Here is a 22,639-nt window from a genome sequence, read left to right as displayed (position 1 = left end):
TCTCAGCAGGTTTTTGCGCTGGTGTTTTTGATTTCTCAGCTTGATTTGACGCCGAAGTTGTATTCTCTTTTACAACCTTACCATTTTTAGATGCATCCTTTTCTTGAGCAGAAACATGCTGAGCCGAAAAAGGAAAGTCTCCAGTTGTATCTGATAATGCAATAAGTCCCAGTGTTGCAGTTGCTAAGCTGGTTACTAAAATTTTTTTGATTTTTTCATAAAAATCTCCATTATTTTTATTGATTTATACTTATAGTATACCATATATTTAATTTTGCTTTCAAATCAAATATTAAATATTAACAAATAAATCTAAAACTTAATTGAAAAATCCATAGTTATATCACTTCCAACTCATACAAACCTCTGACTGCGTTACAGCCATAGATAGCCTCCGCCTGAGCTAGGTCTTTTAAAGTCAAGACTTTTTCATCTACCAGTCCTCTTTCCAGCAAATGCTGGCGGTAGATTCCTGGTAAAATTCCTAGACTGGTAGGCGGTGTGTAGAGTTTACCATTAATTTTTAAGACCAGATTTCCAATAGAGGTCTCAAGTAGTTCTCCTGTTGCATTATGGTAAATGATTTCCTGTTCCCCTAGACTTAAGTGTGGTCTATTAGTTGTTTTAAAGTAGGTAAACGCTTGATTCAAATCTGCTTCTTGCAGACAAAGTTGAGCCTGACAGAAACTTGGACTAAGGGGTGTTAAGATTTGGCTACTGAGTTCTATCTCTCCAGATTTGCTGAGGATGATTCGCAAGCGGTAGTCTTGATTAGCATCACAAACTTGGCACTCTTTCTCTATCTTTTGTCTCAGTTCTTCCGGATTAAAAGGATAGGCAAAATATCGACTAGCCTTTGTCAGTCTTTCCAGATGTTGTTCTTCAAATAACAAGTTTTTCTGGCTGATTTTCCCAGTTGTAATCAATTGGAAACGTGCTTGTTTACGATAGAGTACAGCCGCCTTTTGATGAACCTCTCGGTATTCAGATTCCCAGGTGCTATCCCAAGTAATCCCGCCTCCAACTCCATAGATGGCTTTCCCTTGATGCAGTTGAATGGTCCGAATGGCGACATTGAAAATCCGTCGTCCATTTGGAAGCAAGAGACCAATCGTTCCGCAGTAAACTCCTCTGGGTTGGGGCTCCAAGTTCTTGATGATTTCCATGGTCGCAATTTTTGGAGCTCCCGTTATGGAACCACATGGAAAGAGCGAACGGAAGATTTCAACTAGGTCAACATCCGATCGTAACTGACTCTTGATGGTCGAAGTCATTTGCCAAACGGTTGAATACTGCTCCACTTGACAGAGACGCTCCACATGTTCACTACCCACTTCGGAAATACGGTTCATATCATTGCGCAAGAGGTCCACAATCATCATATTTTCAGAACGATTTTTGGGATCCTGCTCCAACCAACTAGCCTGGTCCAGATCATCTTGGTCAGCCACTCCCCGCTGAGTCGTTCCCTTCATTGGTCGCGTTGTCAACTCACGGTCATTTTGCTCAAAAAAGAGCTCTGGGCTCATGGAAATCACTGCCATCTCATCATGTTCAACATAGGCATTGTAGCCCGCCTCCTGCTCTACCACCATACGATTGTAAATGGCAAAAGGATTGACACTCAAGTCTTGCTTGAGTTGGACAGTGTAATTTACCTGGTAGGTGTCCCCCTGACGCAAATGATGGTGAATCTGGGAAATAGCTTTTTTATAGTCCTCTGCAGATGTTTGTTCTCGCCACTTTGAAGGCAGATCTACTTCCTCATAAGTCAAAGGAATAGGCGATGTTTCTACCCTATCATGAACTGTGAAATATAGCAGATACTCTGCCAGTAAAGGAGCTTTATGAACTGCTAATTTCTCCTCAAATGCAGGTGCAGCCTCGTAGCTGACATAGCCCACTACATAGTAGCCTTGCTCTTGGTAGCTTTCCACTTGTGCCAGCAAGTCTGCTACTTCTGCTAAATCTCTCGTTTTTAACTCTCTGATCGGCTGGGTAAAGGTGTATCTCTCCCCCAAAGCCCTAAAATCAATCACTGTTTTTCTATGCATATCTTAAGTATAGCACAAAAAAGCCAACCTAGAACAGCTAAATCCAGCTTTGTTTATTGATTTCTATAACGAAAAATCTTCTCTACCTTGCTTTTTTCTACTTTTGGCAATTCTCCATCAGATAACACCCCTTCTTCTTGTAAAAACTGATCTTATTTGGAGCACTTTGCACAAGAATCCAACAAAAAAGAACAGAGGAAGTCATGGTATCTATACCGTTAATTCCTCTGTCTTTTGCTTTTCTTCTGTTACTACAGAATGATTTCACGGCTTTCTGATAGAATCTTGTGGATACTGCGCACGCGCACCTCCGATTAGTTTGGGACGACTAGCTAGAGCCGTTACATGGGCATGCCCAATTTCTCTCAAAAGAGGGCGAATCGGAACCTGAACATGCTTGACATGCATGCCAATCGCAGTATCTCCGATATCCAATCCAGCATGGGCCTTGATAAATTCAACCTCAACTGGATCCTGCATAAACTTGAAGGCTGCCAACTGACCCGAACCTCCCGCATGAAGAGTCGGAAGGACACTGACGATTTCAAGACCAAACCGCTCTGCCACCTGACGTTCAACAACGAGGGCTCGATTGACATGTTCACAACCTTGAACAGCTAGATGAATTCCTTTTTCCTCTAGGATAGCTAGAATGGTCTTCACAATGATTTCCCCAATTTCTTGGCTGGATTCCTTGCCAATCTGACCACCTATCACTTCACTAGAAGAAAGGCCCAAAACAAAGATGGCTCCTTGCTTCAAATTAGCCTTGTCTATTACATCTTCTACAATCTGGCTTGTTGCTCTTTGAATGTCTTTTTCCTTCATACTTGATACCTCTTTTGTCACTATCTATCATATCTTTTTTTACTGATTTTATCAAGGCCAACAAGTCATTCTGATTTTTAAAAGCAAAACTCCCAGAATAGATTGGGAGTTAGCTCATTACTATTTTATTAATGCATATTTCAACTATCGTCCCTTTTGAAGGTACAGAATCAATCTTCATCTGATAGTTTTCTCCAAAATGAAGTTTGAGTCGTTGGTCGACATTTTGAAGGCCAACTCCCCCACGTTTGAGCTGACTTTGACTACTATCGCCAGCAGCTTGGAAACCAACACCATCATCCTCAATGCGGATGACAAGCCCTGTATTCTGTTTCTGAACAGAAACTTTAATATGTCCCTGACCTTCCTTCTCCTTGATACCATGGTAGAGGGCATTTTCTACAAGAGGTTGCAACACCAGTTTAGGCAAGACTAAATTATCAAAGTCAGGTTCTTCATCAATCTCATACTCCAGCTTATCACCATAGCGTTGTTTCTGGATAAAGAGGTACTGGCGGACATGATTGATTTCATCAGAGAGGCAAATCAAATCCTTTCCTTGATTGAGCGCCAAGCGGAAATAGGTTGCCAAGGACTTGGTCACCTGAACCACTCGCTGACTATCCTGAAACTCAGCCATCCAGATGATAGTGTCCAAAGTATTATAGAGGAAATGGGGGTTAATCTGGCTCGACAGTGCTTGAAGTTCATACTGCCGGGTTGCTTCTTCCTGCCTGCGCACATCTGCCATCAACTGATCAATCTGATCCAACATAGCATTAAACTGGCGAGTCACTTCTCTCAGTTCATAGGCGCCAGCTTCTTTGGCTCGAAGATTTTGTGTACCAGAAGCAATTTCCAGCATGGTTTCTCTCAGATCCTTCAAAGGGGCAATCCAGCGTTTGAGACTGAACCACACCAAGCAGATACAGGCAAGAAGAGATAAGGCACTAGCACCAAGCAAGGTCCACATGAGTTGACTCCGAACCTGGTCTAACTTTTCCAACGAAGACACGCCTATAACCGTCCAATCAGTCCCTGCAATCTTTTCCTGACTGACGTAGGATTGGTGATCCAGCGTATAGCCCTGCCCCGTCTCGATGTAGGGTTTCATGGCCTCCATTTCACTTGCTGAGCTATAGACAGTACGTTTAGGATGGTAGACAAATTCATGGTTTTCATTGATGATAAAGGCAAAGCCCTGCTGGCCCAACTGGAGTTGGTTGAGATAGGCTTCCAGAGTTTCATAGGAAATATCCAAACGAAGTACGCCAAGATTGGCCCCCTCTGCATCAACCAGTTCTTGAGTGACAGAAATAACCCACTGACTATCCGATTTACGAGCTGGTGTCAAAACTGGCTTAGCTCCCTGATGAATAGCCTTTTGGTACCAATCCTCAGCCATCATATCTGAGGAAGTTTTCATCTGCACACTGTCATCTGTAGAAATGACCTGACCGGATTTGGTGACCAGTACCACCGTTTTCAGGTCCTGGTCTGCCTTTAAGATGGTCAAAAACAGATCTCGAATTCCCTTGGCTTGGACTTGGTTAGGATTCTCAGCATAGGCTAGGACATCCTTCTGCTGAGTCAAACTGGTAGAGGTGGTTTCTAATTTTTTGATATAAGACTGAATAAAGTGGCTAGTTTGGCTAATGGTCGTTTGGCTATTACCCTCAATAGTGGCCTCAATGGCTGCTGAACTAGATTGATAATAGAAAGTCCCAACCAGAGCTAAGAGAATGAGAAAGACCAGAAAGATGGAAATAACCATTCTTACTAGGAGAGAAGAACGCTTCATCGGCCTTCTCCCTTCTTAAACTGACGAGGTGTCACACCTGCAATCTGTTTAAAACGTTGAGTAAAATAGTTCATATCTTCAAAACCAACCTTTTCGGCTATCTCGTAAATCTTTAAATCTGTAGTCAGAAGCAAGAGCTTGGCTTGTTTAACACGCTCTCTCACCAGATAATCCTGAAAGGGCAAGCCCAACTCTTTCTTAATCAAGGAGCTCAGATAAGTCGGACTAAAGCCCAAGTCACTGGCCAAAGACTTCAAACTAAACTGACTGTTAGCTAGACGGGACTGGATTTTCTGAGCAATATTTCCCTCAAACTTATCGGTTAATAAATCTTGTAACTGCTCTTCTTTTTCTTCCTTGTCTAGTTTTTGCTTAATTTTCCCTAACATTTCCTCAATATCCTGACGAGAAAAAGGCTTGAGCAAGTAATCATCGACACCTAGTTTGACAGCAGACAAGGCATAATCAAAATCATCGTAACCTGTCAAAAAAACTAGGTGAACCTGTGGATAGGTTTCTCGGACCAGACTGGCCAACTGGATGCCATTTAGCTGAGGCATGTTGATATCGGTTAAAATGATATCCGGCACCTGCTTTTGAATCAATTCCCAAGCCTGTCTTCCATTTTCAGCCTGACCGATGATTTCCATATCGTAGGCTGCTACATTGACCAGTTTAGTCAAGCCTTGTCTAACCAGATATTCATCTTCTACGATTAAGATTGTGTAGGTCATGCTCTGCTCCTTTGTCACTTACTAGTATCAGTATAGCAAAATTCTCCTCTAACTGCTTAGGAAAGCCCTCTTAATCAACATAATCTAGTAAATAGGCATAGCCTTTTTCCGCCATTTGGTCTTTGGGAATAAATCGGATAGAGAGACTATTGATACAGTAGCGCAAGCCCCCCTTGTCCTGAGGCCCATCTGTGAAGACATGACCAAGGTGAGAATCTCCAACTCGGCTTCTCACTTCCATACGCGTCATATTGTAAGACTTATCTTCCTTGTATGTGACAACATCTGGACTGATGGGTTGGGTAAAACTAGGCCAGCCACAACCAGACTCAAACTTATCCTTTGATGAAAAGAGGGGTTCACCAGTTGCCACATCCACATAGATACCAGATTCAAATTTATCCCAGTAGCGGTTTGAAAAAGCTCGTTCTGTTTGATTTTTCTGGGTAACTGCATACTCCTCAGGTGACAAGGTCTTTTTCAATTCTTCATCGCTTGGTTTGGGATATTTGCTGGCATCGATGACGGGGTAGGCAGCCTGATTAACATTGATATGACAGTAGCCATTTGGATTTTTCTTGAGATAGTCTTGGTGATAATCCTCAGCTACCACAAAATTCTTCAAGTTTTCCTTTTCAACTGCCAGAGGTTGATCGTATTTCTTAGCCACCTCATCAAAGACTTGGTTGATTACTTCCAAATCCTTTTTATCTGTGTAATAGACACCAGTACGATACTGGGTCCCCACATCATTTCCTTGTTTATTTTTGCTGGTTGGATTGATAATGCGGAAGTAATGAAGCAGGATTTCCTTGAGGGAAATTTGATTAGCATCATAAGTGACATGGACGGTTTCCGCATGACCTGTTTGGTTGATCAATTCGTACTTGGTTGTTTCCCCTCTACCATTTGCATAGCCTGAAACGGCATCGGTTATTCCAGGCACGCGTGAGAAGTATTCCTCCACTCCCCAGAAACATCCCCCAGCTAGATAAATTTCGTGCAAGTCTGCGTCTTTACTCACTTCTGTTTTTTTCACTGTTTTTCCTCCTTGGCTAACGGATGCTTTCTCAATTTGCGAGCTATCTGTCTGCTCTGCATTTCGCATCAATAGAAAATAGAAACCGGTTATGGCTAGGAGAATGATCCCTGCCAAGACAAAAAGTTTTACTTTATCATTCATAGCCTTTCTCTACCCCATTTCTTTCAATTCTTTTAAAATCATATCCTTATCCATAAAACCTGGTTGTGTTTTGACCAGCTTGCCTTCCTTGTCTATAAAGGCTTGAGTCGGGTAAGAACGGACACCATAACTTTCCAAAAGTTTGCCTGATGGATCAATTAGAACTGGAAAATTTTTATAATCCAATCCCTTGTACCAATTCTTAAAGTCCGCTTCTGCTTGTTCACCTTTGTGTCCAGGAGAGACCACTGTCAAGACCACATAGTCATCACCAGCTTCTTTAGCGATTTCGTCCGTATCTGGAAGGCTAGCCAGACAGATGGAACACCAAGAAGCCCAAAATTTGAGATAGACTTTCTTGCCCTTGTAATCAGATAAACGATAGGTCTTACCATCTACACCTGTTAGTTCAAAATCAGCGACTTCCTGACCTTTAGTCGCAGTTTGTGAACTAACTTGTTCTGTTTTGGATTGCTCCTTCATAGTAGACTCGTCTGACATATTTTTGGCCGAACAGGCTGCCAAACAACAGATTGATCCCACTCCAAGGAGACATGTTTGCCATTTTTTCATTTCTTTTTCCTCTCTATTCAAATAATGTAGTCAAAATGGAAGCATTTCCCAAAAGCACCAAGATTCCCATTACGATAATGAGGAAACCACCTACTTTTTTGAGGGTTCGGAGATAGGGATGGAGTTTTCGGAAATGTTTCAAAACATGGCTGGAGGCAAGAGCTAGAGCCAAAAATGGTAGCGCCAAACCCAGCGTGTAAACCAACATTAGACCAGCTCCCTGCCAAGCACCTGAACCACCTGAAGCCGCTAAGGCCAAAACAGACCCCAGAACCGGCCCCACACATGGCGTCCAAGCAAAACTAAAGGTTAACCCCAGTAAAAATGCCTGACTATAGCCGTTACCCTTTTGCCCTTGTCTCTTTAATTGTAGCCTTCTTTCCTTGTAGAGTCCCTGCAAATGTAAGACTTCCATCTGGTGCAAGCCCAAGAGAATGATAACCGCACCCGTCACATACTGAAACCAGGAAGCATACAGCAAATCGCCTAAAAAACCAGCTCCATAGCCCAGTAAGATAAAGATAAAAGAAATCCCCGCTATAAAGGCCAGAGTTCGCAATAAACTAACAAGTGAGGTTGAAAATTTTCCGCTAGAAGCCTGATCATCATTCTTATCATCCAACAAGACCCCTGCATAGACTGGCAACAAGGGTAAAATACAAGGAGAAAAGAAGGAAAGAATTCCAGCAAGAAAAACACTGGTAAAAAAGATTACATTGTCCATTGCCTTCCTCCATTCTTTGATTTGATAGGTCTATTATATCCCCAAAACTCCAGAAAAAACAGGGACAATGATAGGGAAAAATAGGAATTTAATCAGTTTATTTAGAAATCTGGCACAAAAAAAGCCAGACAAGGTCTGACTTTGATAGAAACAGAAAAGACAATCACCTGTCCTCTCTGCTTATCTGATAATAAATAAGATCCGCAACGTAGTCTTTTCTCTCCACACCATTGGCAACCGTTTTAAGATAGGACATCCCCACCTTTTTCATCACACGACCAGAAGCTGGGTTGAGACTGGCATATCTTGCTCTGACCTTTTGAAATCCTGCTCGAGTAAAACAGAAGTCTAAGACAGCTTTCAAGGCCTCCGTCATCATACCACGACCCCAATAATCTTTTCCTAAAACATACCCAATTTCACAACTTGAATCTTCCTCGTGCATTTCAATGATGCTGATATCTCCTATCACATGCTCTGGGTTCTCTTTGAGACAAATGGCCCATTTGTAATAGTTGGGATTAGTATAGGATGCAACCCAATTTTGAATCGAGTTCCGAGTCACCTCAACATCAGGATGAGGATCCCAGGTGACATAGGCCAGATTCTCAGCAGACGAAGCCCAATTTTGAAACATGGCTTCCGCATCACTCTCCACAAATCTTCTCAAAATCAAACGTTCTGTCTGTAATATTTGCGTACCGATTGCTTTCATAATGTTACCTCGCTTTCTAATCTTAAGGCTCAAGGTAAAAAGACTATACTCAGTAACAGCTAGAAAACAAGTTTTTCATCTAGTTACTTGACGCAGTCGCTGTCTGGTTTGAAATGCGCTTTACCAAGCTTTTTCAAACCTAGTCATCGTTGCGGGGGTGAGACAAGGAAAATCGAACTCTTCGAGTTACCGAATCTGCCTCGTTTTCCCGTTTCTAGACTCGGGCTGAAAACCTCCACTGGAGGTTATTCTTGCTTCCCAGTTTCTAGGCAAAAAGCTAAAAAGGTTCCCCGGGCCTTCCTCGCTTTCTCATTTCCAGGCTCAGGGTAAAAACCTCCACTGGAGGTTTTTACTCCCAAAAGTCATCAAATACGGTGATTGGTAGGTGGCGTTTGTGTTGGCCTTTGTGCCACCAGTTTTCGATAGTTGCTTGGGCTTCTGGACTGATTGATTTGCCTTCTAGATAGTCATCAATTTCATTGTAAGTGACTCCAAGTGCGACTTCGTCAGCAAGTCCAGGTTTTTCTTCTTCCAAATCTGCTGTTGGGATTTTTTCATAAAGGGCTGGGTCTGCACCAAGTTCCTTCAAGAGTTGTTTCCCCTGGCGTTTATTGAGGCGGTAAAGAGGGAGAATGTCTGCACCACCGTCACCAAACTTAGTAAAAAAGCCTGTGATATTTTCCGCGGCATGGTCTGTTCCAATGACGGCTCCGCTATGGGCACCCGCAAGGGCATATTGGGCAATCATACGACTACGAGCTTTAATATTGCCCTTGTTAAAGTCTGAAACAGGACTTCCTGTCGCTTCGACTGCAGCTGTCATAGCATCAGCTGATTCCTTAATATTTACAACTAAGCTGACATCTGGCTGGATGAAAGCAAGAGCTTTTTGAGCATCTGCTTCATCAGCTTGCACTCCGTATGGCAGGCGGACAGAGATAAATTGGTAGCTGTCATCTCCTGTCTCAGCTCGCATTTCTTCCATCGCTAATTGTGCCAAGCGCCCTGCCAAGGTTGAGTCTTGTCCTCCAGAAATTCCTAGTACAAAGGTTTTAAGGAAAGGGTGTTTTTTCAAGTATCTCTTTAAGAAGTCAATGGAACGACGAATTTCTTCCTGGGCATCAATCACTGGTTTGACGCCCAGTTGCTGGATAATGGTCTCTTGCAAACTCATTCTTCTTCTCCTTCACCAAGGGCTTCCTTGCGCATCTTATCAATCAAGTCCATCTTATCTTGCCAAATATCACGCGCCAAGTCCACTGGATAGTGCTGCGGATTGAGCACGCGTTTGTATTCATCCCATAGCTTGTCAAATTCCTTACGGGCATAATCCTGAATGTCAGTCAAACTAGGCAAGTCGTAAACTAATGTTCCTTCTTTAAAGATATCCACCAAGAGAGGAACGGCGTCAAAATTACGAACGGTCTTTTTGATGTAAGTATAGGTCGGATGGAACATTTTGATTTCTGTCATGCTGGCAACATCCACACCGTCATAGGTGATGTAGTCACCTTCTGACTTGCCTTTTTCACGACTGGTAATGCGCCATACTTGCTTCTTACCTGGGGTCGATACTTTTTCAGCATTACTTGAAAGCTTGATGGTATTGCGCATCTTACCAGTTTCATCTTCAATAGCCACAATCTTATAAACTGCCCCAAGAGCTGGCTGATCATAGGCTGTAATCAGCTTGGTACCCACCCCCCAGACATCAATCTTGGCGTGTTGCATTTTGAGGTTAAGAATGGTATTTTCATCGAGGTCATTGGAAGCGTAAATTTTGGCATCTGGATATCCAGCCTCATCTAACTGTTGGCGAACTTTCTTGGAAATATAGGCTATATCCCCTGAGTCGATACGAACGCCTTTAAAATTAATCTTGTCTCCCAGTTCACGAGCAACCTGAATGGCAGCTGGCACACCGATGCGAAGCGTATCATATGTATCTACTAGAAAGACACAGTCACGATGGGTTGACGCATAAGCCTTGAAGGCCTCATAGTCGTTTCCATAAACCTGTACCAAGGCATGGGCATGAGTACCCAAGACAGGAATGCCAAAGAGCTTCCCTGCTCGCACATTGCTAGTCCCGTTGGCTCCTCCAATCACGGCTGCGCGTGTTCCCCAGATAGCTGCATCCATTTCTTGCGCACGACGTGTTCCGAATTCCATCAAAGGCTCATCTTCAATGACTGAACGAATACGTGCTGCCTTTGTCGCTATCAAGGTTTGAAAGTTAACGATGTTTAAAAGAGCCGTTTCGACCAATTGACATTGGGCTAGAGGTCCTTCAACCTGCACAATCGGCTCATTAGCAAAAACCAAGTCCCCTTCCTGAGCAGAACGAACCGTTAGTTCTAACTTGAGATCTCGTAGGTAATCCAAGAATTCTCCATGATACCCAAGCGTCTCCAAGTAGTCAATATCGCTATCTGAAAAGCGCAAGTCTTTAAGATAATGTACAATTCTTTCCAAGCCAGCGAAAACTGCATAGCCGTTCTGAAAAGGTTGCTGGCGGAAATAAACTTCAAAGACCGCCTTTTTATTGTGAATTCCTTGGTCAAAGTAAACTTGCATCATGTTAATCTGGTACAAGTCCGTGTGCAATGTCAAACTATCATCTGGATACATCTGTTTTCCTTCTTCCTACTTTACAAAGGTATGAACGTATTCTACCACTTTCACACCGTCCGATAAATTAGTACTATTATAACACATTTTACCAAGATTGATAAAAAGCTAACAAGCTATTCTCCATTCTCAAGTTCATCCATATCTTGCTCAAACTTTTTTTTAGCCCATTCGCCATAACTTTTAAGGCCTAGATTGCCGATAAAAACCCAAGGAAGGTAAATCAGATAAGTAATAACCCAAGCAGACAAATATTTAAGGTTCAGAGGATTGTGCTTATAAATTTCGATATTGAATTGATAGTTCTCCAACATCAAGAGAGTCGTAATAGCGAGAGTCACCAGCAAACACCCTACAATCGTAAAATGAAAACGACTATAGTAGGTCACTCCAAGTTGTCGTGCACGGTTGAAAAAGAAGAAAATTCCTAAAAGAAGAGTAACCAGAAGAATATTAGGATTAAAAAGAGCAGGTGCTAATACAGCCACCAAATAACTTAACAGAATGAGCCCGATAAACATATAAAAAGACTCTGTCCCAGCTTTGTTAATCAGTTGTTCTTCTCTTTCGTCTAATAATTGATAATAAAAAAAACTATTTTTCATCTTCTTCCTCCCAAAATAATTGATCTAAAGTTTTGCCTAAGCATCTGCAAATGGACTGGCAAAGGGAGAGACTAGGATTGTATTTCCCAGCTTCAATCAAGCCTATAGTCTGCCTAGTAACACCTACAGCTTCTGCCAAATCCCCTTGTGTTAAATCACGCTCCACACGAGCTAATTTTAATTTTAAATTTTTAGCCACTAGCGTCCTCCTTCAAAATTTTAAAAAGTTGCGCTTCTTTTTAAATATATTATACCATATATCTAACTTAATGCAATATATAAATGTCATTTTGTAAGATTTTATTAACAAAAAACTCTCTACCATATTACATGATAAAGAGTATTCGTTCTTTTTTGATACTTAGCTAAGTTCCTCTCCAAAAGAAAGAAGTCTAGGTCACAAATCTTTTTGGTAATAGTATCTTTGTCCTGTATAGGGATAGTTTTGCAAGGTAAAGACTTCCTTGTAGCCATGCCTTTTATAAAAATCTGGTGCTTGAAACTGGTAAGTATTTACAAAAGCAAAACGACAGTTTCGTTTCTTGGCTTCATTTTCTGCTCGCTGCAATAGTTTTGAACCGATTCCTTGTCCCCTCAATTCCTCTTTCACAAATAAATATTCGATTTCCAACCAATTTCCGAAAGTCTCAGCTACTAAGCCCGCCATGAGATTGCCCTTTTCGTCTTCAACATAAAGGTTCAGTGGCTTACTTTCAGCCTCTTCTCTTTTAGAACGATTATAAGCACGAATCAAATTCCCTATTTCTTGCGCTTTAAGCGATTCCTTATTTTCCAATCTAACGTGCATCCAAACCTCCTAATAAACTACTACAGCTTGATTATAGTCTTATTTCGATGGACTGTCAAACTAGAAAAACTCACCAAACAGAGTTGATGAGTTCATGATTTATTTTCTAAATTTCCACTGACTATAAATCCCAAAAACAAGAATCCAGATAGCAGAACCAACTGCCCCCATGAAAGTGGACTCTTGCAAAAAGAGAGTCACAAAAACAAAGACAAAAAAGAGAATGGTTAGGGGATTAAGTAAGCGATACTGAGGCATAAGGTAGCCATCAGCCATGAAGTCTTGTGACTTGCGGTATTTGAGATGAGCTACCATAATCAAGATATAAATCGCGATGTAAACACCTGATGAAGATGCCGTAATCAAAGCAAAGGCATCTGAAACACCTGGTAGCACGTTGATAAAGGCAGCCAGAGCAATCAAGATTGCTGAGGCAATGATGGCATTTTGTGGAACATTGTGGCGAGAAAGGGTATCGACCTTAATGGCCTTTAAGAAACGATTTGGCGAATCATGGGCAATCTGATATAAGTGTCTCCCTGTTGAGTAGAGAGTTGAGTTAAGCGCAGACGCTGCTGAGGTCAAGACAACAAAGTTGATTAGAGCCGCTGCCCACTTGATCCCCGCCAGTTCAAAGACCGTTACAAATGGAGAATCTGAAGAATTAAGATAAGACCAAGGAATAATGGCCATAATCGCAATGAGAGCTCCCCCGTAGAAGAAGATAATTCTGAGAGGAATTTCCTTAACAGCTTTGGGCAAGACCTGACGAGGGTTCTTTGTTTCAGAAGTTGTCACCCCGATAAACTCAATCATCAGATAGGCAAAAAATACCATTTGAAAGGCCATGACAAAGTTCATAACTCCGTTTGGAAAAAGAGAGAACTGGTCGCTGATATTTGCCAAACTTGCAACACCATGCGGTGTCTTAAAGCCTGTCAAAACCATAAAAATCCCAGTGGCAATCATGGCTAAAATCGCCACAATCTTGACCATAGCAAACCAAAACTCGACTTCTCCAAAAAGCTTAACTGCAATCAGATTGACCAAAGCCAAAATCGTTAAAAAGACAAGCTGAATCAGCCAGCTAGGCCAGGTAGGGAACCAGAAGCGGACATAGTCTGAGATGGCAGTGATTTCTGCCATACCGATAAAGACAACAGACAACCAATAAGACCAAACTGAGAAATATCCCCAGCCTTTCCCCAAATGACGGGTGATAAAGTTGATAAAGGTATGTTGTTCTGGATCCTGATACAGCATCTCCCCAACAGCCCTCATCATCAAAAACATAAAGGCTCCTGTGATCATATAAATCAGAATGATAGAAGGTCCTGTAAGGCTGATAGAGCGACCAGCACCTAGGAAAAGTCCTGTTCCGATTGTTCCCGCAATGGCCATCACCTGAACATGGCGATTGGTTAAACCACGCTCCATTTTATTTTTCTTCTTATTTTCACTCATATAGTCTCCTTTTTATCCAAAAAACCAAAAAGGAGTTGAGCAAGGCAAAACCTTCACTACTCCTTTTCCATCCTATTTAGGCTGTTTTCTCAACCTTTAAGATTTTGACATCATAGCTACCAACTGGTGTTTCAATCGTTGCAGTATCACCAGTCTTCTTGCCAATTAGAGCACGGCCAATCGGACTTTCATTTGATACTTTACCAGCAAAAGCATCTGCACCTGCAGAACCGACAATGATGTAGACCTCTTCTTCGTCTTCACCGACTTCTTGGATTGTTACTGTTTTACCGATTGCTACCTCATCTTGGGCAACTGCATCGCTATTAACAATTTCAGCATAACGAATTTTTGTTTCTAGACTTGAAATTTGACCTTCAACAAAAGCTTGTTCATCTTTTGCTGCTTCATACTCACTATTTTCTGAAAGGTCTCCATAGGAACGAGCAATCTTGATACGCTCTACGACTTCAGGACGACGGACGAGTTTCAACTCCTCTAATTCTTTTTCTAGTTTTTCCTTTTCTTCAAGGGTCATTGGGTAAGTTTTTTCTGCCATTTTTTTAACTTTCTTTTCTATTTACTTTTTTAAAACAAAATTATGTGGAAAACCACATAATTTTAGTTTGAACTACTTGCTTGAGGTAACTTGCTATTGATATGCTCTGCAACGTTTTGATCATGTTCTTCTTTTGTTGTCGCAAAGTATACTTTACCGTCTTCAACATTGGCTACAAAGTACAAGTACTCACTCTTTGTCTGGTTTACACTTGCTTCAATCGCATCCGAACTTGGGCTATCAACCGGTCCAGGCATGAGGCCAAGGTGTGTGTAAACATTGTATGGTGAATCAATCGTTGTATCAATTCCAGCGTCATCTGCTAAACTAATCTTTTGACCAAGTTTTCCTTGAGCATATAGGATAGCGATATTACTTTGAAGTGGCATACCGACATTCAAGCGGTTATAGAAGACACCTGCGATTTTCTTGCGGTCTTCGGTCTTAGCACCTTCTTTTTCGACAAGAGAAGCAATGCTGAGCAATTCATTAACTGTTAGATTCTTTTCTTTGATCGTAGCGTAATATGGTGACATAGCCTTATCCATAGCAGCCACCATCTCATCAATCAAACTTTCAACAGTTGTGCTATCTTTGATCGTATAGGTCGCTGGGAAAAGGTAGCCTTCAAGACGATAACGAACGCCACTGTCTTTTGTTGGAAGACTTCCAAGTAGGTTTGGATACTTGGCTACTAATTGTAAGATAAAGGTCTCATCTTGAGCTTTTGCCAAGAAAGCATCCGCAGTAAGAGGTTCTTTAAATTCACCTTGAAGTTGTCCTACTGTTTGAGCGATTTGCTCTAATGTATAGCCTTCTGGAATTGTCAAGTTTGCAAGCACAGGTGCCTGAGCTTCAGGAGTCCCACCTTTTTCCAATTCTTGAATCAACTCATCCGTACTCATACTCTTCTTCAAGTTGTAATAACCTGACTTCAAGTTGGCATGGCTATAGTATTTAGCATAAAGGCTAAAGATAAGTCCATGTTTAACCAGACCAGATTTTTCCAAGGTGCTTCCAATTTCTTGAACATTTGCACCGTCTGGGATTTGAACCGTTACGTAGTCCTTAGAGCTCGCATCCACAGGTTTCAAGGAATCTTGCACATAACCATAACCAAAATAACCACCAACTGCAACGAGTACTAGGAGAACTAGAACTGTTACTAGGCAACCTTTGGCTTTTGATTTTTTCTTAGTTGATGTTGCACCTTGACGACGACTACGACGTGGAGCATCAGCTAATCCACTGCTAGATTCTGTAGAAACAGGCTCAACTCTTTCAGGCATTCCTGGGGTAATTTCCTCTTTCTTGTCTTCTGTTTTATAGGTTACGGCAACCTTAGTCGGAGTGTCGTTAAATTCTTTTTCTTCGGGTTTAAGCTCAACTGGTTCTACCTTAGGTTGAACGGATTCCACTACAGGTTCTTCAGCCAGATGAATCGGCTCTACTAGAGGTTCTTCAGATTCTACAACTTCAATCTTATCAATGATTGGCTGTCTAATCTCTTTCTCTTCTTGTCCATCCGTTTCATCAGTACTAGCACTTGAAAGTGGAGGAACACTTGGTGCATTCTTTAGGATTTTATCGACAACAGACAGGGAATCAGCCATCAACTCTTCTGTTGATGTTTCTGGTTCAAGATCTGAAGGAGTTGCTGAACTAGCTGGAGATGATGAAGCCGTCAGATTTGGAATCTCTACTTCTTTCTCTCTTCTATCTTGTTCTTTTACTCTTTCTAAATCACGTAGAATCTGCTCTTTAAAGCTTAATTTTTCTTCTTCTCTTGATTTTTCAGTCAAAAGCATTACCTCCTTGTTGACAATCCATAATATTATATCTTAAAAGTCGCAGAAAAGCAACCAACTAGGGCATTCCCTAGCTAGTTTTCTTTATTTTCAGGCTGCCAGACCATATCATACCATGTTTCCCCAGCAAAGCTTGACTGAGATATTCCTTCATTAACAAAGCCATGTTTTTCATAATAGGCGATAAGGTAGTCATGACATGTCAGATTAATACCCTCTCGTTCATGTTCTAAAGCGACTTCTTTCAGAGCCTTTAATAGTCTTTTCCCCACTCCCAAAGCTTGTGCTTCCTTGGCAATAGATAGGCAAGTCACAGAAATATAACCTTCAGGTTGATGACTATAGTCTTTTATTTTTTCTGTAAAGGACTGATCATGTAGATGGCGGTGCGGAACGACTGGACCTTCGATATAACCAAGAATACGCCCCTCTTTTTCAGCTACCAGAAAACTGGTCTGAATTTCCCGCAAATGGGCCTCAAAGACGGAACGAGGAATGGCTTCCTCAAGGGAGAAATTCTCTAACTCTATCTCTATAATCCGATCTAAATCTGAAAATCTTGCTTGTCTGATTTTCATATTTCCTCCTGATAAAAAGGATTAGCCCAAATCAGATACCACTCAGAACCACTGCCATAATGACTCTCTATCACTTCTTCTTCAACAAAGCCATTCATTTCAAAATATGATAGCAGCTCATCAGGACTCTGCAAAAGAATACCTTGATAATCTAGTTCGACTGTCACCTGTTTCAAGGCCGCAAGAAGAAGAGTTCCCAGCCCCTGTCCCCAATGGTCAGGATGAATGGTCATGGATTTTATTTCTATCCATTTGGGATGAAGATACTGAGCTTCTCCTAAAACATAGCCCAAAAGCTGATTTTCATCCCCAGCTACAAGAAAGGTACCCGCAGTCTTGCGGATACTCTCTTCTAAGGATTGGCGGCTAAATGCCTCTTCTAACGAAGGATTGGCTTCTTCAATCGCCAACATTTCTTCTAAATCTGATAAGGTAGCTTGCCTTATTGTGATTGGAATTTCCATCTGTTTTCCTTATTGGACGTTGCTTGTCAAGTTAGACAAAAGACGTTCAAATGAATATTCATAGGTTTGGATGTCTCCTGCACCCATAAAGACGTAAACAGCATTATCATGGTCTAGGAGTGGAGAAACATTTTCAACAGTGATAACCTGGTGTTTCTTGTTGATTTTATTGGCTAAGTCTTCTACCTTAACATCACCATGGTCCACTTCACGCGCAGATCCATAGATTTGTGCTAGGTAAACAGCATCTGCTTGATTTAGAGCATGAGCAAATTCGTCCAACAAGGCAATGGTTCTTGTAAAGGTATGCGGTTGGAAGATTGCCACGATTTCCTTGCTTGGATATTTCTGACGAGCTGCATCCAAGGTCGCAATGATTTCTGTTGGATGGTGGGCAAAGTCATCAATAATCACTGTATCATTGACAATTTTTTCAGTGAAACGACGCTTAACACCGGCAAAAGTTTTCAAGTGTTCACGGACCAAGTTCAAATCAAATCCAGCTGTGTAAAGAAGACCAATAACAGCAGTCGCATTCATGATATTGTGACGACCAAAGGTTGGAATGTGGAATTGACCCAATTCTTGACCACGAAAATGAACGGTGAAGGTCGAACCAGTTGTTGAACGAAGGAGATCACTAGCTACAAAGTCATTGCCCTCAGCTTCAAAACCATAGTAATAGATTGGCGCATTGGCTGTGATCTTACGCAACTCAGCATCCTCACCGTATACAAACAAACCTTTGGTAATTTGTTTGGCATAGTCGTTAAAGGCATTGAAAACGTCCTCTAGACTTGTAAAGTAGTCTGGATGGTCAAAGTCAATGTTGGTGATGATAGAATATTCTGGGTGGTAAGGCATGAAATGACGCTCATATTCGTCTGATTCAAAGACAAAATATTTGGCATTGGCTGAGCCGCGACCTGTCCCGTCACCAATCAAGAAGCTGGTGTCTGTGATGTGAGACAAGACGTGAGACAGCATACCTGTTGTTGAAGTTTTTCCATGTGCTCCTGCCACTCCCATGCTGACAAAGTCGCGCATAAAGCTACCTAAGAATTCGTGGTAACGTTTGTAGCTGATACCATTTTGATCTGCATAGGCGATTTCAACGTTGTTATCTGGACGGAAGGCATTCCCCGCGATAATCTCCACATCACCTTGTAGGTTCTTTTCATCAAAAGGAAGAATCGCAATCCCTGCCTGCTCTAGTCCACGTTGAGTAAAGTAGTATTTTTCAACGTCTGAACCTTGAACCTTGTGTCCCATTTGGTGCAACATCAAAGCTAGGGCACTCATCCCTGATCCCTTGATTCCAATAAAATGATATGTTTTTGACATGCTTCTCTCCCCTACTCAGTAATTCTTGTCAGATTCAACTCTTGGGCAACCTGACGTTCCTGTTCTGTTTGCTTATTCTTTTTATTATAGATCTGACTCTTCTTTAGAAAATCGTAGTTGTTCTTTTTAGTTTTTTCCGTTTGGGTTTTCGGAGTTGGATTCGCCACTTGGCCAACCTCCTCAGCTAAGATATAGTGAGACTGGCTCAAGTTTTTACTAAATTTGGCAAACTCACCAGGATTTTCCTTTTGAAATGGTGCTGTTGGTTGGTTTCCTTGACGAACAAGTGTTGAACCATTGTGTCGTCTAGTATGACTAACATCCTGAGTCAAATACTTGGCTGAACGTTTCTTCTTTAAGTCCGCACGCGCCTCTTCTCGAGCCAATTCAGCATAGGTTTTTCCAACTTTTTTAGGTTCTGGTCTTGGCTTTGACTCCTTATTAACCACTGGAGAAACTACGGTTTCTTCCTCATTGATAGGAGACCATTCCAAATAGTTCTTATCGCGGTAATCACCTTTGATATTGCTAATAAAGTCTGACTCATCGTACAAGTCCATGACTGGCATTTTGGTCAGCATGATCTCATCATCTGACACCAATGGAAATCGATCTTGTTTCATTTTGTATTTCCTTTCAACACTTCATTATAGCGTATTGTCTTGATTTTTCAAGTGCTGGCTTCAGAAATTCCCAAAATTTCACGAATTTCTGCCAGACTGAGACTCGCACGCGACTCCGTACCATCTAAAACTTGGGAAACCAAATGTTTCTTTTGTTCTTGAAGTTCTTGGATTTTCTCTTCAATGGTCCCCTTGGTAATCAAACGATAGACCTCGACCATCTGCTCCTGCCCCATGCGGTGGGCTCGTCCGATAGCCTGGGCTTCGACAGCGGGATTCCACCAAAGGTCAACCAAAATAACCGTATCAGCTCCCGTTAGATTGAGACCAACACCACCCGCCTTAAGGGAGATGAGAAAGGCATCTCTCTCCCCTTGGTTAAAGGCCTTAGTCATCTCCTGTCTGTCTTGAGCAGGAGTTGAACCTGTGATTTTGAAGGAGGTCAAGCCCAAGTCTGGGAGTTCTTTCTCGATTTTTTCCAACATTCCTTTGAACTGGGAGAAAATCAAGACCCGATGTCCACCATCAGCCACTTGTAGCAATAAATCTCGAAGACTATCCAATTTACCACTAGCTCCTTGGTAATCGTCCATGAAGAGAGCTGGCGTATCGCAGATCTGGCGCAATCGCATGAGTCCAGATAAGATTTCTACCCGACTTCTCTGGAATTCTTGATCGGTCACTTGCGCTAGGCGGTCTCGCATCTGTTGCAACTGGGCTAGATAGATAGCCTTCTGTTGGTCTTCCAGTTCATTTTTATAGACGACTTCGATCAGATCAGGCAGTTCTGTAAGAACTTCTTCTTTCTTACGCCTCATGACGAAGGGTTTGATAAACTGCGCGACTCGCTCAGCCGGTAATTTCATAAACTCCTTTTTACTTGGCAAGAGCCCCGGAAGCACAATTTGAAAGATAGACCACAACTCTCCTAAATGGTTTTCAATGGGCGTACCTGACAAAGCAAAGACTGCTGGCACCACAAACTGGCGCAAACTCTGAGCAATCTTGGTCTGAGCATTTTTCATGACCTGGGCCTCATCTAAGAAGAGAAAATCAAAAGCCATCTCTTGATAAAGCTCGCTGTCTTGACGAAAGGTGGCATAGCTAGTCACATAGATTTGGTGATTTTCAGAAAGAATTGCTTCTCGATTCGCTTTCAAACCATGAACGACAGCCAAATCCAACTGTGGGGCAAATTTCCTGAATTCATCTGCCCAATTGTAGATCAAACCTGACGGAGCCAAAATCAAGACCCGACTATCTTCTGTCACCTGACTGGTCAAAAAAGCGATGGTTTGCAATGTTTTTCCCAGTCCCATATCATCTGCCAGAATGCCACCAAAGCCATAGTGATGAAGCATCTGGAGCCAACGGACTCCCTTTTCCTGATATTCTCTCAAACTCGCCTGCACCCGTATATCTCCCAAAGGAAAATCCTCTGGATGGGTCAAATCATGAGCTAAATGCTGAAATTCCTCTGAGAAGGAGATCCTATCTCGACCTTCAAAAAGCTGAGAAAGGCTATAAGCCAGAGATTTTCGCGCTTGAAAAGAACCATCTTTTAGCTCAACCCCCAGTTCCTGCAAATTTTGACGAATCTGCTTGGTTTCCTCATCAAAAAAGTATACTTGGTCAGAAGAACTGATATAGAAATCCTGATTGCTGGTCAGGGCTTTAAGAGCTTGATCAATCTCTTCTTGGGCAATCCCTTGGAAATCAAACTGAATCTCCAACAGTCCTCCCTTGGACTCAATCTGAACCTGAGGAGCTTGGACGCTGTAGAGCTGATTCATCTCATCAGACAAGAAAACCTGACCCAATTTCTCAAAAGCTGGAATCGTATGGTGAAAGAAAGAATAAACTGACTCTGACTTCAAAGCCTGTCTCCAAGACTGAAAATCAGCCTCAAAACCAGCTCCTAAACAGACTTGAAATAGCTGATTTTCCAAGACGGCATCGCTTGAAAATGGTAATTGTTCCAGCTGTTGACGACTAGTTACCTTAACATCTCCATAGTCAAACTGGATATCCAAACGGATGCGGCCGTCATCCTCCCTATCAAAGTAAAAGATTGGTGAAAAGGGTCTGATTTGTAAGCGCTCAGGAGCAGAAACTGTGCCCAGCTGTCCAAACAAAGGCAGACAGGCGGCTAGGCGGTCACGATCACTGTTGTCAAACTGGAGGCATTTTCTCCCTCTTTCCTCCTGAGGAAGCTCCTTGATTTCCTTTAGGAGGCTGATTTGTTTAGGATTTAAGAGATAAAGATTACCCTTACGAAAGAGAACCGCTCCCCCATAGAATACGTTGACTCGCTCACTTTCAGAAATCTCCATCTCAAAATAATCGGGATACTCCTGCACGGAAAAAGAGAAAAGGTTTGCTTCTGGATCTAAATCATGAAAGAGAAGATTTTCATAACTAGTAATCTGGTGTTCGAAATGAAAATCTTCCAAGTTCATCAATAACCCCATTCCCTGCTCAAAAAAGGTCAGAGGGAAAAAGAGGTGACGACCTTGATTGGGGAAAAAGAGGTCTTGACTCAGTCCCTCCTCAATCAAGCCACATAAAAAAGTAAGAACATCTTGACTAGCTGTATCAAAAGCATCCCAAGACAAGTCATTTTCATAGTATTTCCCAATCATATATGGCTTTCGATGGACCAAGACCTTCAAAAAGAGAGGGATGTCACGAATGACATAATATTTTTGACTATCAACTAAACCGATTCGGAGAGTCCAAAGGAGGCGATTGGTTCCAGCTTCTACCTGGCCTTGAGCCGACAAAGTGTAGATTTTCTCTCTCTTCTGAGGTTGGATACGCTCCAAAAAACTACCACCAAAACCAACCTTGGTTTCGACCTCTTCTTGCTCTTCATGTCCTTTTTCTAAGGCTTGTAAAATCACCTGGCCTTCTTCGTCGTTCTTCAGATAATGCTCGAGCGCTGCGAGGTGAACACAGTAACCTCTTTTTTGGAAAAAATCGCAAGCACAAAAAACCAGATCATCCTCTAAACTGTAGCGCAAGTCTTCTCCCGCCACACGAGTATAGAGGCGATTCCCTTTTTCCTTGATAATCTCAATGTTGCCTGTTTCATAGAGTGTAACCCCCTCCATGCGCAACTTTCCCGGAATCAATTTAGCCAT

At 42.0% G+C, this 22,639-nt stretch carries 21 protein-coding genes; all 21 read right to left on the bottom strand.

The window, feature by feature from the left end:
- Positions 1-338: 338 nt before the first annotated feature.
- Positions 339-2,054 (bottom strand): aminodeoxychorismate synthase component I, encoded by a 1,716-nt coding sequence (gene pabB / locus HMPREF2766_RS06255; protein WP_070568610.1) that lies wholly within the window; start codon positions 2,052-2,054, stop codon positions 339-341.
- Between the two features lie 264 nt (positions 2,055-2,318).
- Complete coding sequence (locus tag HMPREF2766_RS06250) at positions 2,319-2,882, bottom strand: TIGR01440 family protein (RefSeq protein ID WP_070568608.1); 564 nt, start codon at positions 2,880-2,882, stop codon at positions 2,319-2,321.
- A gap of 109 nt (positions 2,883-2,991) precedes the next feature.
- Positions 2,992-4,683: a cache domain-containing sensor histidine kinase gene (locus HMPREF2766_RS06245; RefSeq protein WP_070568606.1), complete on the bottom strand. Its 1,692-nt coding sequence runs from the start codon at positions 4,681-4,683 to the stop codon at positions 2,992-2,994.
- Positions 4,680-5,417, bottom strand: a complete 738-nt coding sequence (locus HMPREF2766_RS06240) for a response regulator transcription factor (RefSeq protein ID WP_070568603.1) — start codon at positions 5,415-5,417, stop codon at positions 4,680-4,682. Before HMPREF2766_RS06240 ends, HMPREF2766_RS06245 begins: the two co-directional genes overlap by 4 nt.
- Before the next feature lie 70 nt (positions 5,418-5,487).
- Positions 5,488-6,600, bottom strand: coding sequence for a peptide-methionine (R)-S-oxide reductase MsrB (gene msrB, locus HMPREF2766_RS06235; RefSeq protein WP_070568600.1), 1,113 nt, complete (start codon positions 6,598-6,600; stop codon positions 5,488-5,490).
- A gap of 9 nt (positions 6,601-6,609) precedes the next feature.
- Positions 6,610-7,173: a redoxin family protein gene (locus tag HMPREF2766_RS06230; RefSeq protein ID WP_070568597.1), complete on the bottom strand. Its 564-nt coding sequence runs from the start codon at positions 7,171-7,173 to the stop codon at positions 6,610-6,612.
- A 13-nt stretch (positions 7,174-7,186) separates the two neighbouring features.
- Positions 7,187-7,897 (bottom strand): thiol-disulfide oxidoreductase-associated membrane protein CcdA2, encoded by a 711-nt coding sequence (ccdA2, locus tag HMPREF2766_RS06225; RefSeq protein WP_070568594.1) that lies wholly within the window; start codon positions 7,895-7,897, stop codon positions 7,187-7,189.
- Positions 7,898-8,060: 163 nt separating this feature from the next.
- Positions 8,061-8,612 carry a GNAT family N-acetyltransferase gene (locus HMPREF2766_RS06220; RefSeq protein WP_070568591.1) on the bottom strand — a complete coding sequence of 184 codons (552 nt, stop codon included), beginning with the start codon at positions 8,610-8,612 and terminating at the stop codon, positions 8,061-8,063.
- Between the two features lie 349 nt (positions 8,613-8,961).
- On the bottom strand, positions 8,962-9,786 hold the full coding sequence (gene nadE / locus HMPREF2766_RS06215) for an ammonia-dependent NAD(+) synthetase (protein ID WP_070568588.1): 825 nt from the start codon (positions 9,784-9,786) through the stop codon (positions 8,962-8,964).
- Positions 9,783-11,243 carry a nicotinate phosphoribosyltransferase gene (locus tag HMPREF2766_RS06210; protein WP_070568585.1) on the bottom strand — a complete coding sequence of 487 codons (1,461 nt, stop codon included), beginning with the start codon at positions 11,241-11,243 and terminating at the stop codon, positions 9,783-9,785. Before HMPREF2766_RS06210 ends, nadE begins: the two co-directional genes overlap by 4 nt.
- A 116-nt stretch (positions 11,244-11,359) precedes the next feature.
- Entirely contained in the window at positions 11,360-11,848 is a 489-nt protein-coding gene (locus HMPREF2766_RS06205) for a DUF6773 family protein (protein WP_070568582.1), read from the bottom strand.
- The gene (locus tag HMPREF2766_RS06200; protein WP_001107502.1) at positions 11,838-12,047 is read right to left on the bottom strand and encodes a helix-turn-helix transcriptional regulator; all 210 of its coding nucleotides are present in this window, start codon (positions 12,045-12,047) and stop codon (positions 11,838-11,840) included. The genes HMPREF2766_RS06205 and HMPREF2766_RS06200 overlap by 11 nt, the downstream gene beginning before the upstream one ends.
- 198 nt (positions 12,048-12,245) lie before the next feature.
- On the bottom strand, positions 12,246-12,656 hold the full coding sequence (locus HMPREF2766_RS06195) for a GNAT family N-acetyltransferase (protein ID WP_000558481.1): 411 nt from the start codon (positions 12,654-12,656) through the stop codon (positions 12,246-12,248).
- A gap of 99 nt (positions 12,657-12,755) precedes the next feature.
- On the bottom strand, positions 12,756-14,120 hold the full coding sequence (locus HMPREF2766_RS06190; protein ID WP_070568580.1) for an amino acid permease: 1,365 nt from the start codon (positions 14,118-14,120) through the stop codon (positions 12,756-12,758).
- 76 nt (positions 14,121-14,196) lie between these two features.
- Positions 14,197-14,679 carry a transcription elongation factor GreA gene (gene greA, locus HMPREF2766_RS06185; protein WP_000818765.1) on the bottom strand — a complete coding sequence of 161 codons (483 nt, stop codon included), beginning with the start codon at positions 14,677-14,679 and terminating at the stop codon, positions 14,197-14,199.
- A gap of 62 nt (positions 14,680-14,741) precedes the next feature.
- The gene (gene mltG, locus HMPREF2766_RS06180) at positions 14,742-16,487 is read right to left on the bottom strand and encodes an endolytic transglycosylase MltG (RefSeq protein WP_083303886.1); all 1,746 of its coding nucleotides are present in this window, start codon (positions 16,485-16,487) and stop codon (positions 14,742-14,744) included.
- A 74-nt stretch (positions 16,488-16,561) separates the two neighbouring features.
- Positions 16,562-17,065 (bottom strand): GNAT family N-acetyltransferase, encoded by a 504-nt coding sequence (locus tag HMPREF2766_RS06175; protein WP_070568577.1) that lies wholly within the window; start codon positions 17,063-17,065, stop codon positions 16,562-16,564.
- Positions 17,062-17,529, bottom strand: a complete 468-nt coding sequence (locus HMPREF2766_RS06170) for a GNAT family N-acetyltransferase (RefSeq protein WP_070568570.1) — start codon at positions 17,527-17,529, stop codon at positions 17,062-17,064. Before HMPREF2766_RS06170 ends, HMPREF2766_RS06175 begins: the two co-directional genes overlap by 4 nt.
- 9 nt (positions 17,530-17,538) lie before the next feature.
- Positions 17,539-18,873, bottom strand: coding sequence for a UDP-N-acetylmuramate--L-alanine ligase (gene murC, locus HMPREF2766_RS06165; protein ID WP_000048076.1), 1,335 nt, complete (start codon positions 18,871-18,873; stop codon positions 17,539-17,541).
- Positions 18,874-18,884: 11 nt separating this feature from the next.
- Positions 18,885-19,496, bottom strand: a complete 612-nt coding sequence (locus HMPREF2766_RS06160; RefSeq protein ID WP_070568568.1) for a divisome accessory protein ZapJ — start codon at positions 19,494-19,496, stop codon at positions 18,885-18,887.
- Positions 19,497-19,543: 47 nt separating this feature from the next.
- Positions 19,544-22,639 (bottom strand): pilus expression-regulating Snf2 family helicase, encoded by a 3,096-nt coding sequence (locus tag HMPREF2766_RS06155; RefSeq protein ID WP_070568565.1) that lies wholly within the window; start codon positions 22,637-22,639, stop codon positions 19,544-19,546.

This window comes from Streptococcus sp. HMSC076C08 (genome assembly GCF_001810825.1).
GTDB lineage: Bacteria > Bacillota > Bacilli > Lactobacillales > Streptococcaceae > Streptococcus.
The sequence above is the reverse complement of the archived record's forward strand: the minus strand, read 5'-3'. Positions and strand labels throughout refer to the sequence as shown.

What these genes read in the sequence shown, in the direction of transcription:
- pabB (WP_070568610.1), bottom strand. Translation starts at nt 2,054, where the DNA reads ATGCATAGAAAAACAGTGATTGATTTTAGGGCTTTGGGGGAGAGATAC.
- HMPREF2766_RS06250 (WP_070568608.1), bottom strand. Translation starts at nt 2,882, where the DNA reads ATGAAGGAAAAAGACATTCAAAGAGCAACAAGCCAGATTGTAGAAGAT.
- HMPREF2766_RS06245 (WP_070568606.1), bottom strand. Translation starts at nt 4,683, where the DNA reads ATGAAGCGTTCTTCTCTCCTAGTAAGAATGGTTATTTCCATCTTTCTG.
- HMPREF2766_RS06240 (WP_070568603.1), bottom strand. Translation starts at nt 5,417, where the DNA reads ATGACCTACACAATCTTAATCGTAGAAGATGAATATCTGGTTAGACAA.
- msrB (WP_070568600.1), bottom strand. Translation starts at nt 6,600, where the DNA reads ATGAATGATAAAGTAAAACTTTTTGTCTTGGCAGGGATCATTCTCCTA.
- HMPREF2766_RS06230 (WP_070568597.1), bottom strand. Translation starts at nt 7,173, where the DNA reads ATGAAAAAATGGCAAACATGTCTCCTTGGAGTGGGATCAATCTGTTGT.
- ccdA2 (WP_070568594.1), bottom strand. Translation starts at nt 7,897, where the DNA reads ATGGACAATGTAATCTTTTTTACCAGTGTTTTTCTTGCTGGAATTCTT.
- HMPREF2766_RS06220 (WP_070568591.1), bottom strand. Translation starts at nt 8,612, where the DNA reads ATGAAAGCAATCGGTACGCAAATATTACAGACAGAACGTTTGATTTTG.
- nadE (WP_070568588.1), bottom strand. Translation starts at nt 9,786, where the DNA reads ATGAGTTTGCAAGAGACCATTATCCAGCAACTGGGCGTCAAACCAGTG.
- HMPREF2766_RS06210 (WP_070568585.1), bottom strand. Translation starts at nt 11,243, where the DNA reads ATGTATCCAGATGATAGTTTGACATTGCACACGGACTTGTACCAGATT.
- HMPREF2766_RS06205 (WP_070568582.1), bottom strand. Translation starts at nt 11,848, where the DNA reads ATGAAAAATAGTTTTTTTTATTATCAATTATTAGACGAAAGAGAAGAA.
- HMPREF2766_RS06195 (WP_000558481.1), bottom strand. Translation starts at nt 12,656, where the DNA reads ATGCACGTTAGATTGGAAAATAAGGAATCGCTTAAAGCGCAAGAAATA.
- HMPREF2766_RS06190 (WP_070568580.1), bottom strand. Translation starts at nt 14,120, where the DNA reads ATGAGTGAAAATAAGAAGAAAAATAAAATGGAGCGTGGTTTAACCAAT.
- greA (WP_000818765.1), bottom strand. Translation starts at nt 14,679, where the DNA reads ATGGCAGAAAAAACTTACCCAATGACCCTTGAAGAAAAGGAAAAACTA.
- mltG (WP_083303886.1), bottom strand. Translation starts at nt 16,487, where the DNA reads ATGCTTTTGACTGAAAAATCAAGAGAAGAAGAAAAATTAAGCTTTAAA.
- HMPREF2766_RS06175 (WP_070568577.1), bottom strand. Translation starts at nt 17,065, where the DNA reads ATGAAAATCAGACAAGCAAGATTTTCAGATTTAGATCGGATTATAGAG.
- HMPREF2766_RS06170 (WP_070568570.1), bottom strand. Translation starts at nt 17,529, where the DNA reads ATGGAAATTCCAATCACAATAAGGCAAGCTACCTTATCAGATTTAGAA.
- murC (WP_000048076.1), bottom strand. Translation starts at nt 18,873, where the DNA reads ATGTCAAAAACATATCATTTTATTGGAATCAAGGGATCAGGGATGAGT.
- HMPREF2766_RS06160 (WP_070568568.1), bottom strand. Translation starts at nt 19,496, where the DNA reads ATGAAACAAGATCGATTTCCATTGGTGTCAGATGATGAGATCATGCTG.
- HMPREF2766_RS06155 (WP_070568565.1), bottom strand. Translation starts at nt 22,639, where the DNA reads ATGGCTAAATTGATTCCGGGAAAGTTGCGCATGGAGGGGGTTACACTC.